This is a genomic window from Stieleria maiorica (genome assembly GCF_008035925.1).
In the GTDB taxonomy this organism is placed as follows: domain Bacteria; phylum Planctomycetota; class Planctomycetia; order Pirellulales; family Pirellulaceae; genus Stieleria; species Stieleria maiorica.
In genome coordinates this window covers 8,897,068-8,909,157 of record NZ_CP036264.1, presented here as the reverse complement: position 1 = coordinate 8,909,157, position 12,090 = coordinate 8,897,068, and the positions used below count along the sequence as shown (strand labels likewise).

At 61.0% G+C, this 12,090-nt stretch carries 11 protein-coding genes; all 11 read left to right on the top strand.

What is annotated here, in order from left to right; translation table 11 throughout:
- Positions 1-43: 43 nt before the first annotated feature.
- Genes Mal15_RS30250 through Mal15_RS30200 form a run of 11 tightly spaced genes read left to right on the top strand, consistent with a single transcriptional unit; the run spans position 44 to position 11,951 of the window.
- On the top strand, positions 44-1,084 hold the full coding sequence (locus tag Mal15_RS30250) for a class I SAM-dependent methyltransferase (RefSeq protein ID WP_147871167.1): 1,041 nt from the start codon (positions 44-46) through the stop codon (positions 1,082-1,084).
- Entirely contained in the window at positions 1,081-2,121 is a 1,041-nt protein-coding gene (locus Mal15_RS30245) for a glycosyltransferase family 2 protein (RefSeq protein ID WP_147871166.1), read from the top strand. Before Mal15_RS30250 ends, Mal15_RS30245 begins: the two co-directional genes overlap by 4 nt.
- Positions 2,118-3,248 carry an acyltransferase family protein gene (locus Mal15_RS30240; RefSeq protein WP_167547140.1) on the top strand — a complete coding sequence of 377 codons (1,131 nt, stop codon included), beginning with the start codon at positions 2,118-2,120 and terminating at the stop codon, positions 3,246-3,248. The genes Mal15_RS30245 and Mal15_RS30240 overlap by 4 nt, the downstream gene beginning before the upstream one ends.
- Positions 3,241-4,404, top strand: coding sequence for a glycosyltransferase family 4 protein (locus Mal15_RS30235; protein ID WP_167547139.1), 1,164 nt, complete (start codon positions 3,241-3,243; stop codon positions 4,402-4,404). Before Mal15_RS30240 ends, Mal15_RS30235 begins: the two co-directional genes overlap by 8 nt.
- Positions 4,401-5,330 (top strand): glycosyltransferase family 2 protein, encoded by a 930-nt coding sequence (locus Mal15_RS30230; RefSeq protein ID WP_147871163.1) that lies wholly within the window; start codon positions 4,401-4,403, stop codon positions 5,328-5,330. The genes Mal15_RS30235 and Mal15_RS30230 overlap by 4 nt, the downstream gene beginning before the upstream one ends.
- A complete protein-coding gene (locus Mal15_RS35025; RefSeq protein WP_167547138.1) occupies positions 5,330-6,028 on the top strand; it encodes an acyltransferase in 699 nt (232 codons plus the stop codon). The genes Mal15_RS30230 and Mal15_RS35025 overlap by 1 nt, the downstream gene beginning before the upstream one ends.
- Entirely contained in the window at positions 6,025-7,098 is a 1,074-nt protein-coding gene (locus Mal15_RS30220) for a glycosyltransferase (RefSeq protein ID WP_147871161.1), read from the top strand. Before Mal15_RS35025 ends, Mal15_RS30220 begins: the two co-directional genes overlap by 4 nt.
- The gene (locus tag Mal15_RS30215; RefSeq protein WP_147871160.1) at positions 7,098-8,483 is read left to right on the top strand and encodes a phenylacetate--CoA ligase family protein; all 1,386 of its coding nucleotides are present in this window, start codon (positions 7,098-7,100) and stop codon (positions 8,481-8,483) included. The genes Mal15_RS30220 and Mal15_RS30215 overlap by 1 nt, the downstream gene beginning before the upstream one ends.
- Positions 8,480-9,469 carry an endonuclease/exonuclease/phosphatase family protein gene (locus tag Mal15_RS30210; RefSeq protein WP_147871159.1) on the top strand — a complete coding sequence of 330 codons (990 nt, stop codon included), beginning with the start codon at positions 8,480-8,482 and terminating at the stop codon, positions 9,467-9,469. The genes Mal15_RS30215 and Mal15_RS30210 overlap by 4 nt, the downstream gene beginning before the upstream one ends.
- The gene (locus Mal15_RS30205) at positions 9,466-10,647 is read left to right on the top strand and encodes a glycosyltransferase (RefSeq protein ID WP_147871158.1); all 1,182 of its coding nucleotides are present in this window, start codon (positions 9,466-9,468) and stop codon (positions 10,645-10,647) included. The genes Mal15_RS30210 and Mal15_RS30205 overlap by 4 nt, the downstream gene beginning before the upstream one ends.
- Positions 10,647-11,951 (top strand): glycosyltransferase, encoded by a 1,305-nt coding sequence (locus tag Mal15_RS30200; RefSeq protein ID WP_167547137.1) that lies wholly within the window; start codon positions 10,647-10,649, stop codon positions 11,949-11,951. The genes Mal15_RS30205 and Mal15_RS30200 overlap by 1 nt, the downstream gene beginning before the upstream one ends.
- Positions 11,952-12,090: the final 139 nt, after the last annotated feature.

Genomic DNA, 12,090 nt, shown 5'->3' with positions numbered 1-12,090 from the left:
GCGATCGTCACTTGCCCCACGGCAGCGAAAGGAATCCCCACCGATGAGTACATTTACAGCAACCTGCCGACGGATCACGCGAGCACCGCGAACGCTGGTGTCCCGCGTGATGGCCGGTCGACGGTCTGTCGCGATCAAACGTGACCAGTGGTTTGTCGACTATCACTCCGATCCCGCTCGACAGGTGGTCGGATTGCGTGACAAAACCGACCAGCGGTTGAAATTATTTCGTGCCGAAGACATCGCGGGCAAACGTGTGTTGGACGCCGGGTGCAACATGGGCGCGATCGTCAACCACTGCGTGAAACTGGGGGCCCACCGAGTCATCGGATTGGACTTTGACGGCGCCGCGGTCGATCGTGCGCGGGGGCTGTACAGCGGTCCGACGACCGCGTTCCGATGTGACGACTTGGACAATCCCCTGGCCGCACTCGAGCCGCATGACACCGTCATGTTCCTTTCCGTCTATGGAACGAAAGAACTGGAAGACCGCAATTCCATCCTCAGCCGATTGGCCGGGTTGTCACGCGTCATGTATTTCGAGGGGCATCATGGCGATGACCCGCGTCAATGCGCCTGGGTGTTGCTGAAATACGGTGGGTTTCAAACGATCGAATTCTTGGGGTTTACCAACGATGAACTGCGTGAAGACTCCATCGGACGTCCGTTCTTTCGATGTGATCGTGTCGCACGCGACGTGACGTGGGTGCCGGAGTGGGTCGAGAAACACACTCGCGGTGATTCGGAATTCCGGATGGCGGTGGTCGGTCGATCCGGCGCGGGCAAGTCCTTCCTGGCGAATCAATGGTCCGGTGACAGTCGCTTTGACGGCGTCACGATTCTGGACGACGTCAACGATCGGGATCTGATCGCATCGACCCGACGTCTGGTGCTGCTGGACTATCGCGCCGCCACGTACATCGATCAAATCGACACGCTTGTCTTCTTGGATGTCGACGAGAACACTCGACTGGCACGTTTCGACGGGGATCCTGTTCGACAAGACGAATACAACGCGTTGCTGCGCACGCCGCCGGTGCAAGCGAACTTTTTGAGCTTCTTTCGAATCGAGGCGAGGGCATGATGGCTAGCAACCCGGCCGGGCTCACCGGTCGCACGATGTCTGCGTTCGTTCCGCCACGCACCCGACGCACGGGTTTCGGTCGGGTGTCGGTGATCATCCCGACGTACAACTGCGCCCGATACATCGCCGGCGCGCTGCAATCGGTTGCGACCCAAGCCTATGCCGACTTGGAAATCGTTGTCGTGGACGACGGTTCCAACGATGACACCTCCGCTGCGGTCGACCAGTCCGGTGTGCCATGCACGTACTTGATGAACCAGCGGTCGAAGGGCCCGGCGGGAGCCCGCAACCAAGGGATACAACATAGCGACGGTGACTACATCGCGTTCTTGGATGCCGACGATGCTTGGCTGCCGAACAAATTGAATCTCCAACTCGCTGCTTTGCAGGCCGACCGGCACTTGGTCGCCGTCGGTGGGGTGATGATCCCTTGGGACGACACCTCGCCGTCGATCGCCATCCCCGCGGCGGTTCGTTGCTACAGCTTTGACGAAATGATCCTGCGCAATCGCTTGGGCACACCGACGGTCGTCTGTCGTCGCGATGCGCTCACGGCGGTCGGCTTGTTTGACGAACAGCTGAACATCTCCGAGGACTACGACCTGTGGCTACGTCTGAGCCGAGTCGGGGCGGTCGGCCGAATCGAAACGCCGCTGGCCCGGTACCGCCAGCGGCCTGATGGCATCAGTGCCGGAAATCGTGACCGCACCTTCGCGCTGGACATGCAATTCGCCCGCTCGTTGCCCGGGCGATACGCCGATGTTCCGGGGATCGGGCGTCTGGTCCAACGCGGGCTCTCGGCGAGGGAGCTGGAACGGGCGATCGAATTGTGCGACGTGGAACGGCGATATTGGAAAGCGTTCTGTGCGACCGTCCGCTCGATCCGCCGTTGGCCTTGGACGAATCCGCTCGGCCAGCAACGTCCCCTGACGCGTCTGCGGCGCGTTCGTCGCATCATGCTGGATGCCGTGCAGACGTGGCGATTGTCAGCAGCAAACCGGTCCCATGCTTACGCGGCACAGGAGATCGATCGGTGAAAGAATCACATCCCAGCGGCACGCCGACCTACATCACCGAATTGGACGCATTGCGGGGGATCGCCGCGATCGCCGTTTTGTGCTGTCATCTTCCCCGCGGATTCTGGTTCGGTGCGACGGGCGTGGATCTGTTCTTCGTCCTTTCGGGGTTCTTGATCACCGGCATCATTCAGCGAAACCTCGATCAACCGCGATTTTTGCGGGCGTTCTATTGGCGCCGAAGCCTGCGGATTTTGCCACTGTATTACTTGGTGATCCTGATGGCCTATGCCGTCAATCTGATCCGCGCGACGCCGGCGGACACATCGGGAATCGCCTATTACCTGGTCTATCTTCAAAACATCCATCAGTATTGGGGCGCCGAAACACCACCGGTGGACCTTGGTCTGGGACATACGTGGACCTTGGCGATCGAGGAACAGTTCTACCTGTTTTGGCCGGCAGCGTTGCTACTGATACGCGGGCGTGCAAAGTATTGGCTTGCCGGTGTGCTGGTCGTGTTGCCGATCGCGTTGCGTGTCCAGGGGTTACCCAAAACGGTGCTATTCGGCCACACCGACAGCCTGGCCATGGGGGCGCTGTTGGCGTGGATCATGCACCGAACCCGGTCCATCGGGCGCGAGCGTCAGGCGGTCTGCTACGCGTCGATCGCAGTGACGTGCTTCGCCAGCTATTGGGCACTGTATTGGATTCTTTGTTCCAGAAACCCGACACTGACCGGTGGAGAGTACCTGCAATTGTCGCTGCCGGTCGCCATCATCAGCCTCGCCTATCTGGGCGTTATCGGGCTGTTCGTCTCGATGACCGGCAGCCGTTTGCTGTCGCCGTTTCGCAACAAGGTTTTGGTCGGCCTGGGGACGATCAGTTACGGACTGTACCTGTACCACCTGGTGCTGTACGAGAACTTGGACACGCTGGTGAAATTCCGCTGGAAGATGGGCGACCCCTGGTGGCTGGACGTGAGCAAGCTGATCGTCTCACTGGTCGTTGCCGCGCTGTCATGGCGGTTCTTTGAGCAACCCATTCTGCGGCTGAAAGATCGCTTCCGCTACAACGACGATGCGGTCGTCGTCGCCGATCAACGGGCGCCGTCACTGGCGACCGCGGGAGCTCCGGTCCATGAATAAGATCTGCATTGCATCATCGGGATTGGGACACGTCGCGCGGGGGATCGAAGCCTGGGCCGACGATTTGGCAAGCGCGCTGGCCGCCCGCGGTGAAGACGTCATCCTGTGCAAGGGAGCCGGCGAACCCCAACGTGACATCGATCGCGTCGTCCCCTGCTGGACCCGCGACGCCGTCAAGACGCGTTTGCTGTTGCGGTCTCTGCCCGCGGCACTCGGTTGGCGGATCGGTATGGGCAGCGGCTACGCGGTCGAACAGACCACGTTTGCCCGCAATCTGATCAAAGTGCTGCGAGCGGAAGACGTTGATGTGCTGCACGTCCAAGACCCCTTTGTCGCACTGCAGGTGCAAAAGGCTCATCGCCGCGGCCGCATCACGACGCGAACCATCCTGGCCCACGGGACGGAAGAACCGCTCGATTTTCAGCGGCAGATCACCTACCTGCAACACCTCGCCCCCTGGCACCACGGGCAAGCCCGCGACGCCGGATTGGATCGAGACGGCTGGACGACGATCCCCAACTTTATCGATACCGATCACTTTCGCCCGGGCAGCAATGCTGCACTGCGCAACGAGCTCGGTATCCCCCGAGACGCGCTCGTCGTGTTGGTCGCCGCCGCGATCAAGCGAAAACACAAACGCATCGACTATGTGGTCAACGAATTTCGCACGCTGCTGGATCGACATCCCGATTTGCCGGCTTGGCTGGTTGTGGCCGGAGGTCGGGAACCGGAGACCGACGCCCTGATCGCGATGGCAAACGAAACGTTAGGAGACCGTGTTCGATTCCTGGTTCGATTTCCCCGAACCCGGATGGCCGATCTGTATCGCGCGGCCGACGTGTTTTCGCTCGGCAGCCTGAAAGAGATGATGCCGATTGCGTTATTGGAAGCCACCGCCAGCGGGCTGCCCTGTCTGGTTCATCGGCACCCCGTGATGCAATGGATGATCGGTGCCGGTGGTCGAGCGATTGATCTATCCCTCCCGGGGAATTTGGCCAGCGCTTGGGCGGAATGGTTGACCGATCCCGGTGAATCCCAGCGGATCGGTCGGGCCGCGCGACAACATTGCTGCGATCACTTCAGCACTGACGTGGTGGTCGACCAAATCATGCATTACTACCGTCGGGTCGGCGATGGCAGGAGGCGGGCCGCATGAACATTCCCACCGTCAGCGTCGTGATCCCGGCCTACAACGCCGCGGCAACCATCGCCCGTGCGATCGACAGTTGCCTGGCACAAACCGTCCCGGTATCGCAAGTCATCGTGGTCGATGACGGCAGCCGTGACGGTCTTGCCGACATCGTCCAGCAGTACGCCCCGCCGGTTGTGTTGATCCGGCAAACCAATTCGCGAACCGCCGCCGCCCGCAACCGGGGTCTGGACGCGGCGACCGGCGACTTCATCGGTTTCCTTGACGCCGATGATCATTGGGAACCGAACAAGATTGAGCGTCAACTGGCGATCTTCACGGCGCATCAGCAGGTCAACGTGGTCGCCGGCAGGTTCTACTGCGAAACGCCCGGTCAATCGAGGGAATTGAACCCCTGCAAATCCGAACAGTGGTACGACCGACCGATCCGAGCCACAGGGTCCGACGCCTTCATGGTCGGGACGTTGCACTGGACCGGGACGGTGCTGGTTCGGCGTGCGGCGATCGAAAAACTGCGTTTCGTTTCAGGGTTGGAACCTGCCGAGGATCGCGACATGTGGATTCGTCTGGCGGCCGCTAACACGGTGTTCTTGGATTCACAACCGTTGGCGACCGCCGTACTGGAACCCGGCAGCCTGTCGCGCGGCAGCATCGAAGTCGATTGCACCAAGATGCTGGAAGTCATCGACCGCCACGCCGTGCTGCTCGGCCTTGCGTCGCGGTTGTTCTGGACCTCGTACGTTCGTTATCGCTGGGCCGCGATGGATCCCTCGCCGTCGACGGCGCTTCCCATGCTGATGCGGTCGGTGCTCGGCTGGCCGTTGCCGTTTGCGGGGATGCCCGCCATGAAACGCTTGGGCCGATTGAAGCGACTGGTCGTCTTGTTGCGGCAATCGATGTTGCATCGCAACCAACCCGAAGGAGCGGCATGATGCGTGAACAGCTCAAGACAGTGGCGCGATGGTTGTTGCAATGTCATTTGCCGGTGACAAACGTCAACCGCCCGGTCGTCGCAGGGTTGTACCGGTTGCACGTCGCCGCGCGAGAGTCGATCGCTTGGGCGACTCGGTTCTTCTGGTACGAACCGCTGTTTCGCGGTCAATGCGAAACCGTCGGGCAGCGATTTCGGATGGAACAACTGCCCTATCTGGTCGGTCGCGGAACCTTGTCCATCGGCGACGATGTCAGGTTGTCGGGAAAGTCCTCGTTCGCCTTCAGTTCACGGCACGTCGCTTCACCGGAGCTGACGATCGGAAGCGGGACGTTCATCGGTCACAACTGCGCGTTCGTAATCGGACGCGAGATCCGCATCGGTAACCATTGCCTGATCGCCGGCGGTGTGCGCGTCAGCGATTTTGATGGCCACCCCATCAACGCGGTCGATCGGCGGAACGGGTTGACCACACCGTCAAGCGAAGTGGCGGCCGTTTCGATCGGTCATGACGTCTGGATCGGGCACGGCGCGATGGTGTTGAAAGGTGTTCGAATCGGCGATCGCGCCATCGTGGGGGCGCGGTCGGTTGTGACCAAAGATGTTCCCGATGACACGATCGTGGCCGGCAATCCGGCGCGCGTGGTCAAGTCGCTTGCCCCGGCCGCGGTTTCCTTGTTCAGCGAGGAGGCCGCATGAACGCCCGACACGTCGTTCACATCTCGCTGGGGACTCAGGTCGGCGGGATGGAAAAACTGCTCGTCGAATTCGCCCGCTTCACCGACCGTTCCCGGTACCGGTTGAGCTTCGTCTCGCTTCAGCGGCGGGGCGAACTGGCGGCGGAAATTGAATCGCATCGCTGGCCGGTGATCGCAATGAACAAGGCCGAAGGGCTGAAACCCGCCCTGGTCGGACGGCTGGCCAAAACGCTGCGCCGCATGGTGCCCGATGTCGTTCACACTCACAACACCGCGGCTTATGTCTACGGCGTCGCCGCGGCGCGGCTGGCCGGTGTGCCGCGTGTCATCCATACGCGACACGGCCAACGCTTCGAATCCTCGCGACGACAAACGACACTTTTTCGCGGTCTGTCGCGATGGGTCGACCGGGTGGTCAGCGTGTCCAGCGACGGCGCCCGATTGTCGGTCGACGAAGGCATCGCGGCCGACAAAACGGTCACGATTTTTAACGGTGTTGACCTGGATCGGTTTGCGATGGTCCATCAACGACCCCGCGGACGGGCCGTCGTCGTGGCCCGGCTGAGCCCCGAAAAAGACGTCGCCTCACTGATTCACGCGATCCGAGTCGCCAAACAAAATGGACGCCGACTGGAATTGGACATCATCGGTGACGGCAGCGAGCGGCCCCATTTGGAATCGCTGACGCAATCGTTTCATCTGTGTGATCAAATTCGATTCCACGGCATCCGCGACGACATCCCCGTGGTGCTCGCCCAGGCATCCATGTTCGTCTTGCCCTCGGTCACCGAAGGGATTTCGTTGACGCTGTTGGAAGCGATGGCGACCGGATTGCCGGTCGTGGCCTGTGATGTCGGAGGCAACCCCGAAGTCGTCGCCGACGGCCGGACGGGAATCCTGGTGCCCCCCCGTGACCCCGCGGCCCTTGCCGGCGCGATCCGACGGCTGGACGAAGACCGAGATTTGGCCCGGCGATTTGGCAGCGAAGGACGCGCCCGCGTCGAGTCCAAATTCTGTGTCCGCAAGATGGTGCACGCCTACCAGCAACTCTATTCCGCCGAGGCAGCGTGATGATCGATTGGGCCTATCAAAACGTCATCATTCGCGGGTTCGAATCGGGGCTGAAGCGTCGCAAGACGTTCCCGTATTGGCGCGAACTGGAATCGAGCCAGTGGCGGTCGCGGCGAGACATCGAATCCTTGCAAGTCCGCCGGCTGCGCGTGTTGCTGAACTACTGCAACACGTACTGCCGTTGGTATCGTGATCGTTGGGCCCAGCACGGGATCGACGTCCATGGCATCTCATCGCTCGCTGATTTGCGAGCGTTTCCGATCACGACCCGCGCCATGATGCGCGACAATGCGGCCGACATCCGCTCGTCCCAAAACGGCATCGGATTTGTGTCCAAGGCGACCGGAGGATCCAGCGGTGCCCCGCTGCGGTTCTTGATCGAACGGGACGCCAACGATCGTCGCGTGGCGGCGGCGTTTCGCGGTTACGGCTGGGCCGGAGCGTCACCGGGGACTCGGCAGTCCCATCTGTGGGGAGTCAATTTGAACCCGATGTCGATGCGGCGGAGGATGAAGGAGCATTTCTACGCCCGCCTCCTGTATCGCCGCGACCTCTTGAACAGCTTTCAGATGTCGGATTCCAACGCCGGCGGCTACGTCGAACGTCTGAACCGGTTTCGCCCCAAAGTCCTGGTGGCGTACGCCAATCCCCTGTTCGTCTTGGCCAGGGCCATCGATGAACGCGGCATTTCGGTTCACCGCCCGGAGTCCATCATCGTCGGATCGGAAAAACTGTACGAACACCAACGGGCATTGATTGAGCGTGTCTTCGGATCCCCTGTCTATGAAACCTACGGTTCGCGCGAATTCACGCTGATCGCGGCCGAGTGCGATCACCACCAAGGGTTACATGTGACGAGCGAGAACATGATCGTCGAAGTGGTCGACGACCAGGGCAACGCGGTCGCACCCGGCGAAGAAGGTCAAATCCTGGTCACCGATCTGTACAACACGGCGATGCCGTTCGTCCGTTACGCGATCGGCGATCGTGCGGTGGCAGCCGCCGGCGACTGCTCCTGTGGCCGTGGTTTGCCTTTGTTGGAAAAAATTGTCGGCCGGCAAATGGATGTGCTGCGATTGCCCGACGGCCGCAACCTGCCCGGGGCGTTCTTTCCACATCTGATCAAAGACATCTCGTCGGTTCGCCAATTCCAAGCCGTCCAAACCCAGCCGGACAGGATCCAGTTGAAGTTGGTCGTCGATGAAAGCTGGAACGCCGATGACGGCGCCGAGCTGAGGCGGCGGATCATCAACACCATCGGTGAATCGTCCCAGTTGGAAATCCGGCGGGTCGATCGAATCGACTTGACGGCCGCGGGAAAACTGAGGGTCGTTGTTGCCTACCCCGATCATCGCACCGTCCGTCAACCCAGGATTGCGGGATGAGACGCGCGACGCTGATTCTAGCGATCCTGTATTTGTTGTTGCTGGTCATCGGCGCCGCGTTGATGCACACGCGTCTGAATTCGTATTGGTTGATCACCGTCTTTCTGTTCTCTCCGCGCTGGGTCGTTGCGTTGCCGCTGTTGTTGCTCGTCCCGCTGACACTGGTGTTTCGACGGCGATTGGCTCCCGTCTACTTGATCCACGTCGGTTTGGTCCTGTTTCCGATCCTCGACTTTCAACTCCCGCGTTTCGCCCCGGCGTCCTCGGAGGTGAGACCAACCCTGCGTGTGCTGACCTGCAACGTCGGCGGCGGCACGCTGGATGATCGCCGCCTGATCGAACTGCTTCGCGACCACGAAATCGACGTGATGATGCTGCAGGAATGCACCCAAGCGGTAGCCGATCCGCTGTTTGAACAACTCGGTTGGAACCGCCGACAACTGCACCATGTCGTCATCGCAAGCCCGCTGGAGTTGAGCCGGCCGCGTGTGCTGGGCCGGCAGCCGCGGAACAATTTTCATGCCGTGGCGGCCATCGGGTGCCAACTGACCCTGCCGCAAGGTGAACGCGTTCAACTGGCGTCGATCCACCTGCCCACCTTCCGCCCGGCACTGGAAAAGATTCAACACTTTGATTTCCAGCGCGGCCCAGAAGCCATCGACCGACTGGGCCAGACGCGGCGCGGCATCGCAAAGCAGGTCGCCGAAGCGGTCGGCGACGTCGATCTGCCCACAATGCTCGCAGGCGATTTCAACGTTCCGGTCGAAAGCGTTTTTTATCGCGATTACTGGGGCGAGTATCAAAACGCGTTTTCGATCGCCGGAGGCGGACTGGGTTACACCAAGTACACCCGTTTGCACGGAATCCGAATCGATCACATCCTGGCCGATCAGAATTGGGACGTCTTGGCCGCCCACGTCGGGCCCGATCTGGGCGGTGACCACCGACCGGTGATCGCGGAATTTGCCAGGAGGTCTTCCCAATGAACATTCTGTACATCGCGACGACCTATCCGACGCCGACCAGCCCGCGGCAGGGGATGTTCAATCGCAACTTGGTGGACGCTCTACGCCAACGCCATGACGTGCGAGTGATCGCACCCGTTCCGTGGGTCCAGCGGCTGCGACCGCTCGGCTCGGGCAGCGTGCACCATCAATCACCACACGATTTTCATCCCACTTACGTCTACCCGCCGAAATTGATGCGGAGTCGCTATGACGATTTCTATTGGCAATCGATCTTACCCGCACTCAAGCAGATCGAAGCATCCTTCACACCGGATTTGGTGATGGGCTATTGGCTGCATCCCGATGGCCGCGCAGCCGAGCGTGCTGCGTTGCACTTCAAGTCACCGTGCGTCGTCTTTTCCGGCGGAAGCGACTTGCGGCTCCTGCCTCGCAACTCCGCTCGGCGGCACGCGATCCGAAAGGTTTTGGCCGACGCCGATCGATTGGTCGTGGTCAGCCGTGACTTGGCGGCCAGGGCGATCAATCTGGGCATGCCGGCCGACAAGATTGACGTGGTTTATCGCGGTGTCGACCAACATTGTTTTCATCCGCGTCCTCGCCGCGATGCCCGTGCCGCGTGCGGTCTACCCGATGACGGGATCGCACTGATGTGGTCCGGCCGATTGGAACCGGTCAAAAACCCGACACTACTGTTCCGCGCCGCCCAACGCTGGCGACAGCGATGGGGCGACCGGCTGAAAATCATGATCGCCGGTGATGGTTCAATGCGGAAAGACCTGATCAAGCTTCGCTCACAACTGAACTTGGATTCGTGCGTGCGATTCGAAGGGAATCTCAGCCAGCAAGAACTGGCCGTTCGCTACAACGCGGCCGATGTGATGGTTTTGACCAGCCACAGCGAAGGCGTTCCGAACGTGTTGCTGGAATCCATCGCATGCGACGTGCCCTTTGTTGCGACCGACGTCGGCGGTGTGTCCGAAATTGCGACTCCAGGCATCGACCGACTCGTTCCCGACAACGACCTGGACCGGTTGGTCGACGCCGTCGTGCGACAGGCTGAGCAACCGGTCGAGTCTCCGTCGCAATTCCCGCGGGCGTTTGTGCCCGACGGGTTGCCGCAGATGGCGGCACGCTTCGAAGCGGTCTTTCGGCGGACGCTGGCAGTTTGGAATTCAAAACTCGGCAAGGCGGGATGATGGCTTGCGATCCACGACGCCTGCTTTTGATCAGCTATGCCTACCCTCCCGTGGGCGGCGGCGGTGTTCAACGCAGCGTGAAATTTGCCAAGTACCTGCCCCAGTACCAGTGGCGGCCGACGGTGCTGACCGCGGCCGATCCCTCGGTGCCGGTCCGCGATAGCGATTTGTCGATGGAACTGGATCCGGAAACAACCGTGCTGCGCGCCCGGACGTTCGAACCGTCATATCGAACGAAGCAGAAACTGATCGCGACGCAGCCTTCGTCTTCGTTTTCGCCGAAGCAATGGATCAGGCAATCTGCCCGCAAGGCGGCAATGGCGTTGCTGCAACCCGACCCACAAGTCCTTTGGAACCCGTCCGCGTCACGACTGGCGACGCGGACGCTTCGCGGCATCCCGCACGACGCGGTGTATGTGACCGGTCCACCGTTTTCCTCCTTCTTGCTCGGCCGGACGCTCAAGCGTCGCTTCGGATTGCCGCTGGTCTTGGATTTTCGCGACGAATGGCTGCTGGCCATTCGTCACTTCGAAAACCACCAACGTTCGGTGATCGCAATCCGTCGACAACGGAAAATGTTGGACAAGGTCTTGCGGGCGGCCGACGCGGTGGTGGCAACGACGCAATCGAGTGCGAACGAACTCGCACGCCAGATCGACGCTTCCGGCGGGCAGGCTTCGGTGCACTGCATCTACAACGGCTACGACCAAGACGACTTGACCGGACTGCCATCCGCGCCGCCGATCTCGGAGCGGTTGCGGATCGTCTACACCGGCACGCTCTGGAAGCTGACGGACATTTCGCCGATCGTTGACGCGCTACTTCGACTGTCCACGACGGATCCCGATTCGGCCGCGCGGATCGATTTGATCATCGCCGGCAGGCGCACGCCGCATCAAGACGCGATCGTCGGAAAGCTTGATCCGACGCGCGTCAATGTCCAGCGACACGACTACCTGCCGCACGGCAAGTCGCTTGAACTGGCCGCTTCGGCCGACGTGTTGTTGTTGCTGTTGGCCGACGAACCGGGCGCCGAGCGTGTCGTGCCGGCCAAACTGTTCGAATACCTGGCACTCAAGCGACCGATCTTGGCCGTTTGCGGCGACGGGGAAACGGCCTCGTTGGTTGGTCAGCACAGACACACGTTTCGGTTTTCACCCACTCAGACCGACGGCATCGCCGGTTGCCTGATCAAGCTGTTCGACCAGCGGCCGTCGGTCGTCGACGGGACCTGCCTGGACCAATTCTCGCGCCGCCGACAGGCCGGCCAACTGGCAGGCATCATGGATTCGGTCTGCCGATGAGGTTGATCCCTCACGTGATCCCCGCAGATAGGGCGACGAAAACGGCCCCCAAATGTCGACCCTAAAGGGGTTTCGACGATTGCCGTCGCGTCGTGGCCTCGCTCCGGATCCGTGTAGTGCATGCTGTTCTTGTTACCAT

Coding starts and splice junctions, on each gene's coding strand:
- Mal15_RS30200 (WP_167547137.1), top strand. CDS start 10,647: ATGGCTTGCGATCCACGACGCCTGCTTTTGATCAGCTATGCCTACCCT.
- Mal15_RS30215 (WP_147871160.1), top strand. CDS start 7,098: ATGATCGATTGGGCCTATCAAAACGTCATCATTCGCGGGTTCGAATCG.
- Mal15_RS30205 (WP_147871158.1), top strand. CDS start 9,466: ATGAACATTCTGTACATCGCGACGACCTATCCGACGCCGACCAGCCCG.
- Mal15_RS30245 (WP_147871166.1), top strand. CDS start 1,081: ATGATGGCTAGCAACCCGGCCGGGCTCACCGGTCGCACGATGTCTGCG.
- Mal15_RS30230 (WP_147871163.1), top strand. CDS start 4,401: ATGAACATTCCCACCGTCAGCGTCGTGATCCCGGCCTACAACGCCGCG.
- Mal15_RS30210 (WP_147871159.1), top strand. CDS start 8,480: ATGAGACGCGCGACGCTGATTCTAGCGATCCTGTATTTGTTGTTGCTG.
- Mal15_RS30220 (WP_147871161.1), top strand. CDS start 6,025: ATGAACGCCCGACACGTCGTTCACATCTCGCTGGGGACTCAGGTCGGC.
- Mal15_RS30235 (WP_167547139.1), top strand. CDS start 3,241: ATGAATAAGATCTGCATTGCATCATCGGGATTGGGACACGTCGCGCGG.
- Mal15_RS30250 (WP_147871167.1), top strand. CDS start 44: ATGAGTACATTTACAGCAACCTGCCGACGGATCACGCGAGCACCGCGA.
- Mal15_RS35025 (WP_167547138.1), top strand. CDS start 5,330: ATGCGTGAACAGCTCAAGACAGTGGCGCGATGGTTGTTGCAATGTCAT.